This window comes from Arthrobacter sp. MPF02 (genome assembly GCF_046605375.1).
Classification (GTDB): Bacteria; Actinomycetota; Actinomycetes; order Actinomycetales; family Micrococcaceae; genus Arthrobacter.
On the sequence record NZ_CP176772.1, the window covers coordinates 3,157,548 to 3,174,122 of the forward strand.

Annotated in this window: 14 protein-coding genes; 5 read left to right on the forward strand and 9 right to left on the reverse strand. The window is 67.6% G+C overall.

From position 1 onward, the window contains the following. Window position 1: 1 nt before the first annotated feature. A complete protein-coding gene (nboR, locus tag ACLH0K_RS14965) occupies window positions 2-619 on the forward strand; it encodes a nicotine blue oxidoreductase (RefSeq protein ID WP_411374335.1) in 618 nt (205 codons plus the stop codon). Here the strand turns inward: nboR and ACLH0K_RS14970 are convergent. From ACLH0K_RS14970 to ACLH0K_RS15000, 7 genes are all read right to left on the reverse strand, one after another. Continuing rightward, window positions 608-1,249 (reverse strand): uracil-DNA glycosylase, encoded by a 642-nt coding sequence (locus tag ACLH0K_RS14970; RefSeq protein WP_411374336.1) that lies wholly within the window; start codon window positions 1,247-1,249, stop codon window positions 608-610. The genes nboR and ACLH0K_RS14970 overlap by 12 nt on opposite strands. A gap of 19 nt (window positions 1,250-1,268) precedes the next feature. Further along, the gene (locus tag ACLH0K_RS14975) at window positions 1,269-2,249 is read right to left on the reverse strand and encodes an aldo/keto reductase (RefSeq protein ID WP_411374337.1); all 981 of its coding nucleotides are present in this window, start codon (window positions 2,247-2,249) and stop codon (window positions 1,269-1,271) included. Window positions 2,250-2,338: 89 nt separating this feature from the next. Beyond that, window positions 2,339-5,167 carry a molybdopterin-dependent oxidoreductase gene (locus ACLH0K_RS14980; RefSeq protein WP_411374338.1) on the reverse strand — a complete coding sequence of 943 codons (2,829 nt, stop codon included), beginning with the start codon at window positions 5,165-5,167 and terminating at the stop codon, window positions 2,339-2,341. Window positions 5,168-5,169: 2 nt separating this feature from the next. After that, entirely contained in the window at window positions 5,170-6,084 is a 915-nt protein-coding gene (locus ACLH0K_RS14985) for an FAD binding domain-containing protein (protein WP_411374339.1), read from the reverse strand. Then, window positions 6,075-7,289: an XdhC family protein gene (locus ACLH0K_RS14990; RefSeq protein WP_411374340.1), complete on the reverse strand. Its 1,215-nt coding sequence runs from the start codon at window positions 7,287-7,289 to the stop codon at window positions 6,075-6,077. The genes ACLH0K_RS14985 and ACLH0K_RS14990 overlap by 10 nt, the downstream gene beginning before the upstream one ends. A gap of 149 nt (window positions 7,290-7,438) precedes the next feature. Then, window positions 7,439-8,971, reverse strand: coding sequence for an NCS2 family permease (locus tag ACLH0K_RS14995; protein WP_411374341.1), 1,533 nt, complete (start codon window positions 8,969-8,971; stop codon window positions 7,439-7,441). A 14-nt stretch (window positions 8,972-8,985) separates the two neighbouring features. Then, the gene (locus ACLH0K_RS15000) at window positions 8,986-9,480 is read right to left on the reverse strand and encodes a nucleoside deaminase (protein ID WP_411374342.1); all 495 of its coding nucleotides are present in this window, start codon (window positions 9,478-9,480) and stop codon (window positions 8,986-8,988) included. Between the two features lie 404 nt (window positions 9,481-9,884). Here ACLH0K_RS15000 and ACLH0K_RS15005 point away from each other — a divergent pair, with 404 nt between their 5' ends. Both ACLH0K_RS15005 and ligD read left to right on the forward strand, forming a co-directional pair. Further along, on the forward strand, window positions 9,885-11,255 hold the full coding sequence (locus ACLH0K_RS15005; RefSeq protein ID WP_411374343.1) for an 8-oxoguanine deaminase: 1,371 nt from the start codon (window positions 9,885-9,887) through the stop codon (window positions 11,253-11,255). A gap of 102 nt (window positions 11,256-11,357) precedes the next feature. Next, the gene (gene ligD, locus ACLH0K_RS15010) at window positions 11,358-12,602 is read left to right on the forward strand and encodes a non-homologous end-joining DNA ligase (protein WP_411374344.1); all 1,245 of its coding nucleotides are present in this window, start codon (window positions 11,358-11,360) and stop codon (window positions 12,600-12,602) included. On the opposite strand, the gene ACLH0K_RS15015 is transcribed toward ligD, so the two are convergent. Further along, window positions 12,599-12,787 carry a hypothetical protein gene (locus ACLH0K_RS15015; RefSeq protein WP_411374345.1) on the reverse strand — a complete coding sequence of 63 codons (189 nt, stop codon included), beginning with the start codon at window positions 12,785-12,787 and terminating at the stop codon, window positions 12,599-12,601. The two genes, ligD and ACLH0K_RS15015, sit on opposite strands and share 4 nt — an antisense overlap. A 359-nt stretch (window positions 12,788-13,146) precedes the next feature. Here ACLH0K_RS15015 and pucL point away from each other — a divergent pair, with 359 nt between their 5' ends. Both pucL and ACLH0K_RS15025 read left to right on the forward strand, forming a co-directional pair. Then, a complete protein-coding gene (gene pucL / locus ACLH0K_RS15020) occupies window positions 13,147-14,055 on the forward strand; it encodes a factor-independent urate hydroxylase (RefSeq protein ID WP_411374346.1) in 909 nt (302 codons plus the stop codon). A gap of 169 nt (window positions 14,056-14,224) precedes the next feature. Continuing rightward, a complete protein-coding gene (locus ACLH0K_RS15025; protein ID WP_411374347.1) occupies window positions 14,225-15,730 on the forward strand; it encodes a nucleobase:cation symporter-2 family protein in 1,506 nt (501 codons plus the stop codon). A 66-nt stretch (window positions 15,731-15,796) separates the two neighbouring features. Here the strand turns inward: ACLH0K_RS15025 and ACLH0K_RS15030 are convergent, their stop codons facing one another. Beyond that, window positions 15,797-16,552, reverse strand: coding sequence for an IclR family transcriptional regulator (locus ACLH0K_RS15030; RefSeq protein WP_411374348.1), 756 nt, complete (start codon window positions 16,550-16,552; stop codon window positions 15,797-15,799). Window positions 16,553-16,575 lie beyond the last annotated feature (23 nt).

Consider the following 16,575-nt stretch of genomic DNA (forward strand, 5'->3'; position numbering starts at 1 on the left):
TATGGGAATTCACGTTACCGGGATTGTGCTGGCCGCGGGGGCCGGGACCCGGCTGGGCATGGGCCCAAAAGCGCTGCTGCCCTACCGCGGCCGGCCGCTGGTGGAAGCCATTGCCGGCACCTTGCTCGACGGCGGCTGCCGCGAGGTGGTGGTGGTCCTGGGCGCCGGCGCGGCGGACGTCACCGCCGGCGCCAGACTGGACCACTGCCGGGTTGCCGTCAATCCGCGCTGGCGGACAGGCATGGGCAGTTCCTTCCTGCTGGGCGAGGAGGCGGCGGATCCGGCAGACGACGTGCTGGTTGCGCTGGTGGACCAGCCCGGGCTGACCCGGGCCACGGTGGAACGGCTGCTCGCCACGCACCGGCCGGGGCGTGTTACCGCTGCCGCGTACCGCCGCCGGGAAGCGTCCGACGGCGGGCTGGCGCAGGGTTTGCGCCGCGGCCATCCGCTGCTGATCGACGCCTCGCTGCGCGCGGCGGTACGGGAGACCGTGGGCGGCGACGCCGGCGCCCGCGGGTTCCTGCAGGCCCACACGGACCTGGTGGACGAGGTGGACTGCAGCGACCAGTCCACCGACGAGGACATTGATACCCCGGACCAGCTGGACCTACTTCAGTAGCAGCTGCTCCAGCCCGCTCTTGAAACCCTCCCGTCCGCCGTGCGCCGGATGGCGGATCTTGGGCACGTTCAGGCCGCTGCGCAGCAGGCTGCGGTGCGCCACGTTACCCACTGCCACCACTGTCCGGACCGCGAACAGTTCCGCAAGCGCCTGCCAGAAGGGCGTTCCCAGGGCGGCCTCAGCCGGCCTGGGCGTCCTGTTGGATTGGGGCTTTCCCGGCTGATGCGGGTGCCAGGGGAACGCACTCCACAGCAGCGGCAGGAACTCCAGCTCCGCCAGGACCTGCCACATCACCGTGGCGGTGGGTTCCAGGGGGACGCCCGTTGCATCCGGCGGCACGACATACCCCGCACTGGCACCGAACAACCCGAAGCTGTTGGCAGGGCCTCCGAACATGCTCCGGTTGGTGAAGGGCACACCGGTAATGCGCATGCCCCGGAAACCGGGGGCCTCCCCCACCAGCAGGACCTCGGGCCGCCGCTCCAGCATCTGGGTCAGGTAGAGGCCCAGGTTGTCCCGGCGCTGCGCATTGGCCGGCACTCTGTGGTCGAAAAAGTTGGTCCAGGCAGGTCCGGGCGCCACCGCCGCCAGCTGTTCGATGAACGCATTGATATTGGAGGCGGGGCGCACGGTCTGTCCTGGCCGAACGTTACCAGCGCGGGTGGATCGATTCCCGGAAGTAGTGGTCGTAAATCCAGCGGACTCCGCCGTCGAACTCCTGGGTTACCGCCACGGAAGCGGCGGCAGCGTTGGCCCCAGCCTGCTCCACGGTACGGGCCCCGGGAATGACGGAGGTGACGCCGTCCTGCGCGGCAATCCAGGCGATTGCTGCCTGGGCGGTTGTGGCACCGGACGGCACCAGCTGTTCAAACTCCGCCACGGCCTTCAACCCCAGCTCGTAGTCGACGCCGGAGAAGGTCTCGCCGACGTCGAAGGCATCGCCGTTGCGGTTGTAGTTTCGGTGGTCGTTCTCGGCAAACTCCGTGTCCTTGGAGTACTTCCCGGACAGCAGGCCCGAAGCGAGCGGGACCCGGGCGATGACGCCCACGTTGGCCGCCTTGGCCGCGGGCAGCACCTCGTCCAGGGGCTTGAGCCGGAAGGCATTGAGGATGATCTGGACGGAGGCGGTGTTCCCGCGCCGGATCGCTTCCAGCGCCTCGTCCGTCCGTTCCACGCTCACTCCATAGTTCCGGATGGCACCTTCCGCCACCAGGGTGTCCAGGGCGTCATAAACCTCGTTGTTGCTGAACACCGGGGTGGGCGGGCAGTGCAGCTGGACCAGGTCCAGGGTGTCCGTTCCCAGGTTCCTGCGCGAGCGGTCCACCCACTGGCGGAAGTTGGCCAGGGTGTAGTTTTCCGGCACCTGGTCCACCCGGCGCCCCATCTTGGTGGCCACGGTGATTTCCAGCCCCGGGTTGTCCGCGAGGAACTTCCCAATGGCTTGCTCACTCTTGCCGTCGCCGTACACATCGGCGGTGTCGAAAAAGTTCACGCCTGCTTCCGCCGACGCCGCCAGGATGGCCTGCGCCTGCGCCGGGTCCACGTGGCCCCAGTCCGCGCCGAGCTGCCAGGTGCCCAGCCCCACGACCGATACGTTCCGTCCGGTCTTGCCTAAAATCCGCTGTTCCATCCCTCGACTATATGCAACGATGCAGGGCGGGGTCAGATCGGGCCGTCCGGACGCGCCCGGGCGGGCCTTATATGACCCCGCCCCCCGCATCAGGAAAGAACCCGTTCGGCGGGCACCAGTCCCGCCGCCTTGAGGCCCAGGTAGATCCGGTCGCGGGCAATCGGCAGGGATGCGAAACGTACGCCTGTGGCGTTCCGGATCGCGTTCGCCAGCGCCGGCGCCACGGGGTTGAACGGGCTTTCACTCATGGACTTGGCGCCCATCGGCCCCAGGGAATCGTTGGTGTCCGCAAAGTACACTTCGCTGCGCGGAACGTCCGCGAAGGTGGGGATGTGGTACTGCCGCAGGATGTCCGTGGTGACCTTGCCGGCGTCGTTCACCACCACTTCCTCGTACAGCGCCGCGCCGATGGCCTGGGCGATGCCGCCTTCGATCTGTCCGCGGCACTGGCGGGGGTTGACCACCACGCCGGCGTCCGCGGCCTGCACGCTCTGCAGGATTTTCAGCTCGCCGGTGCCGCGGTTGACGGCCACCCGGAACCCGTGGACGTTGAAGGCCACGGAGCGCGGAGTGCCGCCCCAGCGCCCTTCGGCAGTGAGTTCGACGCCGGCATCCGCTGCCTGCTGCGCCAGTTCAGCCAGTGCCACGGGGGTCCCGTCGATGACCACCGTGTCACCCTCTAGTACACAGGCGGCGGCCTGGGTCTGCCGGATGCCCGCTGCGAAGGCCCGGATGCGGACGGCCAGTTCTTCGGCCGCCGCCAGGGTCGCCTTGCCGGCCACCACTGTGCCGGAGGACCCGAAGGCTCCGGTATCGTGCTCGATCAGGTCCGTGTCCGACTGCCGCACCACAACGCGGGAGGCGTCAGTGGCCAGGGCTGTGGCGGCGAGCTGGGCGTGGACGGTGGTGGTGCCGTTGCCGAATTCGGCTGTCCCGACGTCAGCCTGGTACGTCCCGTCCGGCAGGAGCCTGAGCCGGGAGTGGGCAAAGTGGCCGCGCGGCGGCACGGTATCGATCATGGACAGCGCGGCGCCCTCGCCGGTCATCCAGTCCGGGCCCAGCTCATCCAGTCCCGCCGCCCGGTAGCGTTCACGGCCCCGGTCCAGGGCGTCGCGTACCAGGTCGAGGCACTGGTCCAGCCCGTAGCTGCCGTAGTGGACGTCCTCCTCGGGTTCGGGCTGGGTGGAGAGCATGTGGTCCCCTTCGCGGACCATGTTTTTCCGGCGGAACTCGAACGGGTCCATCCCGATGCCGGCTGCGAGCTCGTCCATGGCGGATTCGATGGCGAAGACCATCTGGCTCAGCCCGTAGCCGCGGAACGCACCGGCCGGGACGGTGTTGGTGTACATGGCGTGCGCGTCCACCTTCTTGTTGGCGCACTTGTACACCGCCAGCGATTCACCGCAGCCGTGGAACATCACGCCCGGGCCGTGGTTCCCGTACGCGCCGGTGTTGGTGAGCACGTCCAGTTCCAGGGCAGTCAGCGCTCCGTCCCTGCCGGCCCCGGCTTTGAGCCTGATGGTGAACGGGTGCCGGGTGGTGGTGGCCGTGAACTGCTCGGTGCGGGTGAGTTCCAGCTGCACGGGACGCTTCAGTTTCAGGGCCGCGAGCGCCACCAGGTCCTCCGTGAGGACTTCCTGTTTGCCGCCGAAGCCGCCGCCCACTCTGCCGGCCACCACATGGACCCGGTCCTCCTCCAGCCCGAAGACACGGCACAGCGTACGGCGGACCAGGAACGGGACCTGGCTGGAGGTGCGCACCTGCAGCCGGCCGTCGCCGTCCACGAAAGCAATCGCGGCATGGGTTTCCAGCGCCACGTGCTGGACCCGCTGGGTCCGGTACGTCTGTTCGTGGATAAAGTCAGCGGCCGCGAAGCCGTCCGCCACGCTGCCCAGTTCGGAGTGCAGCTCGGCAACCACGTTGCGGTCCGGCCGGGAAATCCGGGCCGTGGTGCCGTCCTTGTCCCCGTGCACCAGCGGCGCACCGGGCAGCAGGGCATCCTGCGGGGTGAGGACGGCGGGCAGTTCCTCATACTCTACGGCCAGGGCACGGACGCCGGCTTCCGCCGCTGGTACGGATTCGGCCACGACGGCAGCCACCCGCTGCCCGATGAACCGGACCACGTCATCCAGCACCCGGGTATCGTCGGGGTCGTCGGTAAAGAGCTCGTGCTGGGCCGTGGAGAACAGCTGTTCCGGCGCGTCCTTATGCGTGAAGACGGCCACAACGCCGGGCACCTGCAGCGCGGCTTCCTTGTTGATCGAGACCACCCGGGCATGCGGGTGCGGCGAGCGCAGGATCTTCAGGTGCAGCAGGCCCTGCTGTTGCTCCTTGGAAAGGTCCAGGGTGTACCGGGCAGTCCCGGTGACCACGGCCCTGCTGGCGGGGGCGGGCACGTCGTCGCCCAGCTGCCCCGGTTCCGGGTCCGGCTGCCCTTCCCCGGCGATCCCTGAACCCTGTCCCTGCGGATCAGGGTGGCCCGCGTCCCCGCATACGGCGTCGGCGATGGCGCGGTAGCCGGTGCAGCGGCAGAGGTTGCCCTTGAGGTTCCGGGGCAGGTTGTCCTTTTGCTTCTCATCGAACGTGGCGGCGGTCATCACCATGCCGGCCGTGCAGAAACCGCACTGGAAGCCCTGCCGCTCCATGAACTGCTGCTGGACCGGGTGGAGGTCGCGTGCAGGACCGGAGGTGGCGGCAAGCCCCTCGATGGTGGTGACTGAATGCCCCTCGGCGCGGACCGCCGGATAGATGCAGCTGTGGACCGGGGTCCCGTCCACGTGCACGGTGCAGGCACCGCAGTCGCCGCCGTCGCAGCCCTTTTTGACGCCGGTGTTGCCCTGCTCGCGCAGGAAGGTCCGCAGGCATTGGCCGGGGCGCGGCGTGGCGTCGGTCGGTGTTCCGTTGATGTCGATGGCCATGCTCAGGCCCCTTTCGAAAGTGCGTCGCGGCCGGCCGGCGGCCAGAAATCCCCGGATACCTGGAGCCCTGCGGCGCCGGCCGGCGCGGTGAGTTCGGCGCGGATTTCCTCCGCCAGCCGGTAGGTCATGTCCCGGCGCCAGTCCGGCAGGCCGTGGATGTCGTCGTGGTAAACGTCGGCGGGAATCGCATCATCAAGTGCCGCCGCCAGCCGGTCCGCACCAGGGACCGCTTCGAAGCGCAGCTGCACTGGCCGCTTGGTCGCGGCGGTGACGGTGAGGACCAGTGAGGTGCCGCCGTCGAGCCTTCCAATCAGCAGGACGCCGGAGCGGCCCAGGTTGCTCAGGGACAGGCGGCGGAAGGCCACCCGGGAGGACAGGGCCGACGCCGGCAGGTGGATGCTGCGCAGCAGCTCGCCGGGTGACAGGCAGTTTTGGGCGTCACCGGTGACGAATTCGGCGACGGCAACGGTGCGGCTGGCGCCGCCCTGGCCGAGGATGGTTGCGGTGCCGTCCAGACCGGCGCAGAGCGAAATCATGGGCCCGGCGGGCAGCGAGGTGCAGAGGTTGCCGCCCACGGTGGAGGTGTTCCAGACCTTGAAGGACGCCACGAAGGAATCGCAGCACGGCCGGACCAGGTCCAGTCCGGGCCAGGGCCGGCCGGCTGCTGCCGGGGAATCCGGCAGGCTGTAAAGCTGGGCGACGGTGCAGGTGGCCGCAAGCTCGATGCCGTCCTCGGTGACGGTGGCGGGGGTCCAGCCTGCCGCGCCGAGGTCCAGGAGGCGGCGCAGCGGCTCCGGCCCGAAGGCGTAGCTGCCGTAGGAGAAGAGGACCGTTCCGCCGGCGAGCCAGGCGTCGCCTGCGCGCCATTCTGCGGGGTCGGTGGTGGGGACCACCGCCTCGATGGTATTCATGTCCATGCGATCTCCTGCGGGATGGTGTTTGTGGGCACCGGCCGGGCCGGGTGCTGTTGATGGATGGGGCCGGACGCGTCCCGCAGCGGGATGCATTTGGCGGCGCCGTTGCGGGCGGCGAGAAGCTCGGCGGTAATGGACACCGCCACTTCGGCCGGGGTGACGGCACCGAGGTCCAGGCCGATGGGTGAATGCAGCTGTGCGATCCGTTCCGGCCGGACACCGGCGGCGAGGAGGTGGTCCACCCGCTGCAGGTGGCTCCGCCGGGAGCCCATGGCACCCACGTAGGCGAGGTCCAGGGCGAGCGCCGTTTCCAGAAGCGGGATGTCGAACTTCGGATCGTGGGTGAGGACGGCCGCCACGGTGCGGCTGTCCACCCGTCCGGCGGCTGATTCCGCCGCCAGGTAGCGGTGCGGCCAGTCCGTCACCACCTGGTCAGCCACGGCGAACCGGGGCTGGTTCGTGAAGGCAGGACGGGCGTCCACCAGGGTCACGTGATAGCCGAGGAGCCTGGCCGCGGGAACCAGTGCCGCGCCAAAGTCGTTGGCGCCGAACACCAGCATCCGCGGCGGCGCCAGGCGGGACTCCACCAGGACGGCGGGCCCGGGTTCCTTGTCATCACCGGCCCTGTCCGCAGGACAGCTGCCGGATTGGGCCAGCCGGACCAGGCCGGCACCGCCGCTGCTCACCAGTGCTTCCACTTGGGCGAGCGGCTCGCCCCGCAGCCCGGCCAGGTTGAGGGCGGCGGTGAAGCCTTCGGAATTCCGGATGACGACGGCGCCGCCCCCGGGGGTGCCGATCCCCCGTACCAGTGCTATGGGTTCATCCGGCGCCAGCTCCGCGAGTCGGCGCAGCGAGGCCCGGAGCGGGTGAGTGGCCTGTCCGGGAATGTCGGCGGGAACCGGCTCAATGTAAACATCCAGCTCTCCCCCACAGGTGAGTCCGGCGGCGAAGGCGTCTGCGGAACTGAAGCCGAAGGCTTTGCGGCGCGGGCCGCCGTCGTCCATTGCGTCCTGCGCGAGCGCCACCACGGCGCCTTCCACGCAGCCGCCGGACAGGCTGCCCAGCACCTCACCGGAGGCGGTGACGATCATGGAGGTTCCGACGGGCCGGGGAACGGAACCCGTGGCCGCAACAATGGTGGCAACGGCGAACTGCCGGTCCGCGGGCCGCTGCAGCCAGGAGCCGAGCGAAGGGATCAGGTCAAGCATTGCGGCACTCCTTCTTCCGCGGCGGTGGTGTCCATTGTCGTTCCTGTCGCGTGGTTCGGAAAGGATGTGGGGTGGAAATGCGGGCGGTACGCCGGTCCGGCGGTCCGCCCCCGGGATGGCGGGGCGGACGGCCGGACCGGCAGCGCGGGTCAGGCTCCCAGGAGGATGTTGATGGGCCCGCGGGCGAAGTACACCAGGAATCCGGCGCTGACGGCCCACATCAGGGGATGGATCTTCTTCGCCTTGCCGGACGCGGCGCCGATGATGGCCCAGCTGACGAAGCCCACCCCGATGCCGTTGGCGATGGAGTAGCTCAGCGGCATGGTCACGATGGTGAGGAATGCCGGCAGGGCCACTGTGAACTTGGTGAACTTGATTTCGCGGATCTGCGCCATCATCATCGCGCCCACCACAACGAGCGCCGCGGCGGCGACCTCGAGCGGAACCACGCTCGTGAGCGGGGTGAGGAACATCGAGCCGAGGAACAGCACGCCCGTCACCACCGAGGCCAGGCCGGTGCGGGCGCCTTCGCCGATGCCGGCTGCGGAGTCGATGTACACGGTATTGGAGGAGCCGGAGGTGGCGCCGCCTGCCACGGCGCCGAAGCCTTCCACGATGAAGGCTGACTTGAGCCGGGGGAACGTGCCGTCCTTGTGTGCGACGCCGGCGCTCCTGGCCAGACCGGTCATGGTGCCCATGGCGTCGAAGAAGTTGGTGAAGACCAGGGTGAACACCAGCATGGTGGCTGCCAGCCCGCCGATCCTGGCGAACGAGCCGAAGAGGTCGAACTGCCCCACCAGGGACAGGTCCGGGGCGGAGACGAGCTGCCCGGACAGGACAGGGGTGTTCAGGTGCCAGCCGCCGGGGTTGCTGGCGCTGGCGGGGCCGATTTTGAAGACGGCTTCCACGACGGCGGCCAGCACGGTGGTGCCGACGATGCCGATGAGCAGGCCGCCCTGGACCTTGCGCGCCACCAGGATGCCCATGCTGAGCAGGCCGATGACGAACACCAGGGTGGGCACGGAGGTGATGGAGCCGCCGTCGCCCAGCTGGACGGGCGGTCCGCCCGCCGTGGCCCGGACAAAGCCGGAGTCCACGAAACCGATGAAGGCGATGAACAGGCCGATGCCCACGGTGATGGCGGCCTTCAGTTCCTTGGGCACTGCCCGGAAGATGGCGGTGCGGGCACCGGTGACGCCGAACAGCACAATCAGGATGCCGTTGATCACCACCAGGCCCATGGCCTCGGCCCAGGTGACTTCCTGGATCACCGAGACGGCCAGGAAGGAGTTGATGCCAAGCCCTGCTGCCAGGCCGAACGGCAGGTTGGCGACGAGGCCGAAGAGGATGGTCATCACACCGGCGGTGAGGCCGGTGACGGCGCCCACCTGCGCGGCGGAGAGCCACCCGCCGGCAACGTCCGTGGGCGCGTTGTCCGCGCTGAACCCGCCGAGGATGAGCGGGTTCAGGATGACGATGTACGCCATGGTGAAGAAGGTGACCAGGCCGCCGCGGAATTCACGGGCCAGCGTGGAGCCGCGCCGGCTGATGTGGAAGAACCGGTCAAGGAGGGAGTTCGACGCCGGCGGGCTGGGGGTCCCTGCCGCTGCAGCGGCTGCCGGGCGGGGGGTGCGGGTTTGTGGAGCCGAATGCTCCTCGTGGGAGGAATCGAGGATGGTCATCGTAGCCGCCGGGCCTAGTAGTCGATCCTGGAGTCGAGCGTGTTCCAGGTGTTGAACGGCTCCAGCGGCGTGGGGGCCTGGGGGTCGCCCAGTTCCAGCTTGGACACCGGCATCAGGGAGTCCCTGTCCTGGCTTTCGAAATATTCGTAAAAGACGGCGTCGTCGAAGCCTACCGAGGCTGCGTCATGCCGGTCGGCAGCGTAGACCACCCGCCCGACGCGGGCCCAGAGCGCGGAGGCCAGGCACATGGGGCATGGCTCGCAGCTGGTGTAGAGGACGGCGCCGCTGAGGTCGAAGGTGCCGAGTTCGCGGCAGGCGGTGCGGATGGCGGTGACCTCCGCGTGGGCGGTGGGATCGTTGTCCGCGGTGACGCGGTTGACGCCGTCGAATGTCTTGCCGTCCGCGGTGACGATCATGGCGCCGAAGGGCCCGCCGCTGTTGAGGACGTTGGCCGTTGCCAGCCGGATGGATCTGGCCAGGAACTGCTCGGCCGTGACGGTGGTACTCATGATGCGACTTCCTTAGTGCCGGGAAGCCTGTTTGCCGGTTGCAGGACCAGTAGAACCAGGTGCGAACGGTTACCAGGCTTCAGCATGTGCTGTGAAGGTTAAGTTGCGCCTGGTAGATAGCCTCCCGGAACCGGGTGCCCGCCTTTGGCAGAATCGAGGTTAGCACCGGATTGTGGTCTGCGCCATACTTTTCTGGAAACTAATTTTCGCAATGTGAAATCCTTGTTTCCGGCGCCTGACACCGGTCACATTCCACCGGCGTTGACGGCTGCGGCGTCGCTCCCTAGGCTGAACGCACCCGCAGTGCCTTGCCATTAACAGGTGCAATTTGCGGCCACCTGGATCAGCAGACAGGTCCCCACTGAGCTGGAATTCCCATCCCTGCGCTCAGACAAGGACAAACAATGGTTTTCCCCACCCCTGCCTCCGCCTCCCCGCTCTGGATCCGGAACCCGCTGGCCGCCTTCACCGCCAATTCGCTCGACGCTTCAGGCGGGGTGGTTGTCAGCGGCGGCACCATCGTGGAGGTGCTTGCCGCAGGACAGCAGCCTTCGGCACCGTGCGCGGACATTTACGACGCCGGCAGCCACGTCCTGCTGCCCGGCCTGATCAACACGCACCACCACTTCTACCAGACCCTGACGCGCGCCTGGGGGCCGGTGGCGAATGCCCCGCTCTTCCCCTGGCTGCAGAACCTGTACCCGGTGTGGGCCCGGCTCACCCCGGAGGACCTCGAGCTTGCTGCCACGGTGGCGCTGGCCGAACTGCTGCTCTCCGGCTGCACCACCGCCGCCGACCACCACTACCTCTTCCCTGCAGGGCTGGAAGACGCGATCGACATCGAGGTGGCCGCGGTGCGGCGCCTGGGCATGCGCGCCACCCTCACCCGCGGGTCCATGACGCTGGGAACGGACGACGGCGGCCTGCCGCCACAGTCCACTGTGCAGGATCCGGAGGTGGTGCTGGCGGACAGCGAACGGCTGGTGGCCCGCTACCACGAGCGCGGCGGGGACGCCGTCATCCAGATTGCCCTGGCCCCCTGCTCACCGTTTTCGGTGACGAAGGAGATCATGGCTGAAAGTGCCGCGCTCGCCGGGCGCCTGGACGTCCGGCTGCACACCCATCTGGCCGAAACCCTGGACGAGGAGGACTTTTGCCGGGAGATGTTCGGGCTGCGGACCGTGGACTACCTGGACAGCGTCGGCTGGCTGACGGACCGCACGTGGCTCGGCCACGGCATCCATTTTAGCGACGCGGAGATCGGCCGACTCGGAAAGGCGGGCACCGCCGTCGCGCATTGCCCCACTTCCAACATGAGGCTCGCTTCGGGCACGGCCCGGGTCCTGGAACTGGAGGACGCGGGGGTGCCGGTGGGGCTGGGAGTGGACGGCTCGGCGTCGAACGATGCCTCGAACATGATCCTGGAGGCCCGGCAGGCGCTGTATCTCCAGCGGCTCCGGTACGGGGCGGACGTGCCCGTGGAGCGGGCGCTCGGTTGGGCGACCCGCGGCTCGGCTGCCGTTCTCGGCCGGCCCACACTCGGGCAGCTGGCGCCCGGCATGCAGGCGGACCTGGCCCTTTTCAAGCTTGACGACCTCCGCTTCTCGGGCAGCCACGACCCCGTCGCCGCGCTGCTGCTGTGCGCCGCCGACCGCGCGGACCGGGTGATGGTGGGCGGGCAGTGGCGCGTGGTGGACGGGCAGGTCCCGGGACTGGACGTCGCAGGTCTGATAGCGGAGCACTCCGAAGCGGCAAAAAGGCTGGTCAACGGCTAAGGCCCGGCCAGTTCGACGGTTCCCTGTGAGGACGACGTATCCGAACGCCTCGTGCGCAGGGAACCATCGAAATGGTGGCAAGGCAACTGCTACCGTGGCGGCATGACTCCGTCAAAGACGCCGGCCGAGATCCTGGACATCGATGGTGAGGAGGTCCGGATTTCCAGCCCGGACAAGGTGGTGTTCCCGGAACCCGGGCTGACCAAGCTTGATTTGGTGCGCTACTACGTGGCGGTGGCGGAGGGTGCGCTGCGCGGTGCGGGCGGCCGGCCGATGGTGCTCAAGCGCTTCCCGAAGGGCATCGAGGCCGAGCCGTTCTTCCAGAAGCGCGTGCCGGAAAACCACCCTCCGTATATCGACACCACAACCCTGCGCTACGCGTCCGGAACATCCGCGGAGGAGGCCGTCATCCGGGACGCCGCGGGCCTGGCCTGGGTCATCAACCTCGGCTGCCTGGACCTTAATCCGCATCCCGTGCGGGCCGAGGACCTGGAGCATCCCGACGAACTGCGCGTGGATCTGGATCCCATGCCGGGCGTCGACTGGTCACAGATAGTGGACGTCGCGTACGTGGCGCAGGAAGTCCTCGACGATGTGGAGCTGGTGGGGTGGCCCAAGACCAGCGGCTCGCGCGGGCTGCACATCCTGGTGCGCATCGCGCCCCACTGGTCCTACAAGGAGGTCCGGCTCGCTGCCGAAACGCTTGCCCGGGAGGTGGAGAACCGGGCGCCCGGCCTGGCCACGGCGCGGTGGTGGAAGGAGGAGCGGGGCGAAAGCGTCTTCGTGGATTTCAACCAGAACGCCAAGGACCGCACCGTGGCATCGGCCTACTCAGTACGTGCCCTGCCCGATGCCCGGGTGTCGACGCCCCTGACGTGGGAGGAGGTGCGTACCGCCCGCCCGGAACGGTTCACGGTCCCCACGGTGCTGGAGAGGTTCGCGCAGATCGGCGATCCGCACGTCGGCATCGATGACGCAGTGGGAAAACTGGACGGGCTGCTGGCCCTGGCCAAGGAACTGGGTCCTGCCGAGAAAGCACCCCGCGGGGCGAACGGATCGGGCCGCCGGCAGTCAGTGATGCCGCTGATCGAGGTGGCGCGCACCAAGAACAAACCGGAGGCGATGGCCGCGCTTGAAGAGTGGAAATCCCGCCATGCAGACGTTGTGCCTGCCCTCCATCCGGCCGACGTGCTGGTGGACGGGATGCGCGGCTCGAGTTCGCTATGGTACCGCGTGCGGGTGAACCTGCAGCATGTCCGCGAAGCCGCGCGTCCGCCGCAGGAGGAGCTCATCGCGGACTACGACCCCTGGGCGGGCAAGGAATGGCCTGGCCGGCCCAATACCTAGCCCCGCCGCTTGCCAAACCCGGGCAGCGCGGAGATCCAGCGGGAAAACGGGCCGGGTCCGTGAACGCGGTCCTCCGGGACGTAGAAATCCGGGTCCGTGCCGCCACCGAGGGGGAGGTAGAACTCCTGGGCTGAAGGTGCGGCGGCCGGCTGCGGCGCGACGGGCGTCCTGTCCTGCGGGTACATCTGATCCTCCTCGACAATGAGCCAATTCCGCAAGGCGGAAAACTGTTTTTGCTATACGAAAAGCATAAGAGCCATGAGGAGGATCGGTCAATGGGTCTGGACGCCGCCCTAACCGCTGCTGGTCACAAACGGGATTTTGGATTTGTGATGTACACCACCGGCTTGCAGGGGTACGCTGGTAGGCAACTCGTGGCGCAGGTCACGTAACCTGGGAGCAGCAGGCAGGGTCGTAATGAGCTGGCATCGATGGATGCCGGCTCTTTTTTGTTGGGTCGGCTCCACCGGAAACGCGCTCGAAACGCGCACTTAATTTCAGTGCTGGAACCTAGGTTCCACTTACCGGAAGTTGGGAAAAGACCATGAGCAGCAAGATCATCCTCGGCGAAAACCAGTACGGCAAGGCGGAAGTCCGGGTCGTCAAGATCACCCGCGACACCGCCCGCCACGAGATCGAGGACCTGAACGTCACCTCGCAGCTGCGGGGCGACTTCACCGCGGCCCACCTGGAGGGCGACAACGCCCACGTGGTGGCCACGGACACCCAGAAAAACACCATCTACGCCTTCGCCCGCGACGGCGTCGGCTCCCCCGAAGCGTTCCTGCTGCGCCTCGGTGAACACTTCACCTCCAGCTTCGACTGGGTCACCGGCGGCCGCTGGGAAGCCGAGTCGTACGCCTGGAACCGCATCCAGGCGCACGGCAGCGAACACGACCACTCGTTCGTCCGCAACGGCCAGGAAGTCCGCACCGCGGTCCTGGTCCGCGACGGCGCCACGACGCACCTGGTCTCCGGGCTCAAGGACCTTACCGTCCTGAAGTCCACCCAGTCCGGCTTCGTGGGCTACCCCCGCGACCGCTACACCACCCTGCCCGAAACCACGGACCGCATCCTGGCCACTGACGTCTCCGCCCGCTGGCGCTTCAAGACCGGCACCGACTTCAGCAGCCTGGACTTCAACAAGAACTACGACGACGTCAAGGCACTCCTGCTCGAAGGCTTCACCGAAAAGTACTCGCACGCCCTGCAGCAGACCCTGTTCGACATGGGCGCCAAGGTCCTCGAGGCCCACAGCGAGATCGACGAGATCAAGTTCTCCATGCCCAACAAGCACCACTTCCTGGTCGACCTCACACCGTTCGGCCTGGACAACCCCAACGAGGTCTTCTACGCAGCTGACCGCCCCTACGGCCTGATCGAGGCCACCGTCCAGCGCGACGACGCCACCGCGGCCCCGGCCGCCTGGTCCGGCATCGCCGGCTTCTGCTAGACCGCCTGCATCACCCAACCCCGCCCGGAGTTTTTGTCCAGATAAATCGGCTTCAGCACCTCTGAAGTCCCCATTAGTGGACAAAAACTCCGGACCCACAGATTCACAACCGTTAGCCAGACAACGTTAGCCAGACGATGACGTCTGCCATGAACCAAGAAAGTCTGCCATGAACATCAAAAGGAAATCCGCCACCGCCGTCGCCGGCAAAGGCCAGCAGTCAACCCGCCCCGAGGACGAACGGCTGCCCATCGGAAGCAGTTTCGCCTACGGCTTCCAGCACGTCCTGACCATGTACGGCGGCATCGTTGCCGTCCCGCTCATCGTCGGCCAGGCCGCAGGGCTGCCCCCTGCCGACATCGGCGTCCTGATCGCCGCCGCGCTCTTCATGGGCGGGCTCGCCACCATCCTGCAGACCGTGGGCATCCCGTTCTTCGGCTCCCAGCTGCCCCTGGTCCAGGGCGTATCCTTCGCCGGCGTGGCAACAATGGTCGCCATCGTCACCACCGGCGGAGGCATCCAGTCGGTTTTCGGAGCGGTTATCGTATCGGCCGCGATCGGTCTGCTGATCGCCCCGGTCTTCTCGAAAATCGTGCGGTTCTTCCCGCCGGTGGTCACCGGCACCGTCATCACCACCATCGGCCTGACCCTGATGCCGGTCGCGGCCAACTGGGCCATGGGCGGCAACCGGAGGGCTGAGAACTACGGCAACATCGAAAATATCGGGCTCGCAGCCATCACCCTGGCCCTCGTTCTGCTCCTGAGCAAGCTCGGCAACGCGACCATTTCCCGGCTGTCAATTCTGCTGGCCATGGTCATCGGAACGCTGGTGGCCGTCGCCACCGGCATGGCCAACTTTTCCAAGGTCGGGGAAGGGCCGATTGCCGCGTTCCCGACACCGTTCCACCTCGGCGCCCCCACCTTCGAGATCGCAGCGATCATCTCCATGCTGATCGTCGTCCTGGTCATCCTGACCGAAACCATGGCCGACATCCTGGCCGTCGGCGAAATCGTCGGCACCAAAGTCGACTCCAAGCGCATCGCAGCGGGCCTGCGCGCGGACATGGGCTCCAGCCTCCTCGCCCCGGTCTTCGGCTCCTTTACCCAAAGCGCGTTCGCCCAGAACGTTGGCCTGGTCGCCGTCACCAAAATCAAGAGCCGCTACGTCGTAGCAGCCGGCGGCGTCATCCTCGTCATCCTCGGGCTCCTGCCCATCCTGGGCCGCGTCGTCGCCGCGGTTCCCACAGCAGTCCTGGGCGGGGCAGGCATCGTCCTGTTCGGCACCGTCGCCGCCAGCGGCATCCGCACCCTGGCCAAGGTCGAATACAAAAACAACATGAACCTGATCATCGTTGCCACCTCCATCGGCTTCGGCATGATCCCCATCGCCGCCCCGGCCTTCTACGACAAGTTCCCTGACTGGTTCGCCACCATCTTCCACTCCGGCATCAGCTCCGCCGCGGTGATGGCCATCCTGCTGAACCTGCTGTTCAACCATTTGAAGGCCGGCAACTCGGAGAACCAGTCGGTCTTCGTCGCCGGCACCGGACGGGTGGTCCAGGAACAGGACATCAAATGCCTGATGGAGGGTGACCGCTTCGAGGGCGGCAAGCTCATCGACTGCGACGGCAAGGAAGTCCGGGTGGACTCCTCCGCCAAGGCAATCGAGCACTAGCCAGCTGACGACGGCGGCCCGCACCTTCGCGAAAGGTGCGGGCCGCCGTCGTCAATAGCGCAGGGGTCAGGCGCGGTTGAGTTCCGAGGAGATGGCCTCGGCCGCCTCGCGGAGGACCGGCACAGCCTTATCGGCAAAGTGCTCATCCACCCGGGACACCGGGCCGGACACCGAAATGGCGGTGGGGGTGGGGGCGTTGGGCACGGCCATGGCGAAGCAGCGCACGCCGAGTTCCTGCTCCTCCTCGTCGATGGAGTAGCCACGTTCGCGGATGAGCTTGAGGTCGGCCAGGAGGTCGTCGATCCCGCCGATGCTCTTCACCGTGGGGGTGGGCATGCCGGCGCGGGTCACGATGCCGCGGACAACGTCGTCGTCCAACTGGGCCAAGATGGCCTTTCCGACGCCGGTGGCGTGCGTGTGGGCCCGGCGTCCCACCTCGGTGAACATGCGCATGGAGTGCAGCGACGGAACCTGGGCCACGTAGATGACCATGTCCGAATCGAGCACCGCCATGTTGGAGGTTTCGCCCAGCCGGTCCACCAGGGTCTTCAGCTGCGGACGTGCCAGGGCACCGAGCTGCTTGTTGGCCCCCTCCCCCAGCCGGATGAGCCGCGGGCCCAGGGCGTAACGCCTGTTGGGCAGCTGGCGGATGTAACCCAGGGCCACAAGGGTGCGCAGGAGCCGGTGGATAGTGGGCAGCGGCAGGTCCGTGGATGAGGACAACTCACTGAGGGTGACGTCGCCGCCCGCATCAGTGATCAATTCCAGAAGTTCGAAGACGCGCTCAACGGACTGCACGCCTCCGGCAACCTTTTCAGCCATGTACCAGTCTCCTGTGACTCGGA

Bases quoted from the DNA above. Each gene is read 5' to 3' on its own strand.
- nboR (WP_411374335.1), top strand. From the start codon at position 2: ATGGGAATTCACGTTACCGGGATTGTGCTGGCCGCGGGGGCCGGGACC.
- ACLH0K_RS14975 (WP_411374337.1), bottom strand. From the start codon at position 2,249: ATGGAACAGCGGATTTTAGGCAAGACCGGACGGAACGTATCGGTCGTG.
- ACLH0K_RS14980 (WP_411374338.1), bottom strand. From the start codon at position 5,167: ATGGCCATCGACATCAACGGAACACCGACCGACGCCACGCCGCGCCCC.
- ACLH0K_RS14985 (WP_411374339.1), bottom strand. From the start codon at position 6,084: ATGGACATGAATACCATCGAGGCGGTGGTCCCCACCACCGACCCCGCA.
- ACLH0K_RS14990 (WP_411374340.1), bottom strand. From the start codon at position 7,289: ATGCTTGACCTGATCCCTTCGCTCGGCTCCTGGCTGCAGCGGCCCGCG.
- ACLH0K_RS14995 (WP_411374341.1), bottom strand. From the start codon at position 8,971: ATGACCATCCTCGATTCCTCCCACGAGGAGCATTCGGCTCCACAAACC.
- ACLH0K_RS15000 (WP_411374342.1), bottom strand. From the start codon at position 9,480: ATGAGTACCACCGTCACGGCCGAGCAGTTCCTGGCCAGATCCATCCGG.
- ACLH0K_RS15005 (WP_411374343.1), top strand. From the start codon at position 9,885: ATGGTTTTCCCCACCCCTGCCTCCGCCTCCCCGCTCTGGATCCGGAAC.
- ligD (WP_411374344.1), top strand. From the start codon at position 11,358: ATGACTCCGTCAAAGACGCCGGCCGAGATCCTGGACATCGATGGTGAG.
- ACLH0K_RS15015 (WP_411374345.1), bottom strand. From the start codon at position 12,787: ATGTACCCGCAGGACAGGACGCCCGTCGCGCCGCAGCCGGCCGCCGCA.
- pucL (WP_411374346.1), top strand. From the start codon at position 13,147: ATGAGCAGCAAGATCATCCTCGGCGAAAACCAGTACGGCAAGGCGGAA.
- ACLH0K_RS15025 (WP_411374347.1), top strand. From the start codon at position 14,225: ATGAACATCAAAAGGAAATCCGCCACCGCCGTCGCCGGCAAAGGCCAG.
- ACLH0K_RS15030 (WP_411374348.1), bottom strand. From the start codon at position 16,552: ATGGCTGAAAAGGTTGCCGGAGGCGTGCAGTCCGTTGAGCGCGTCTTC.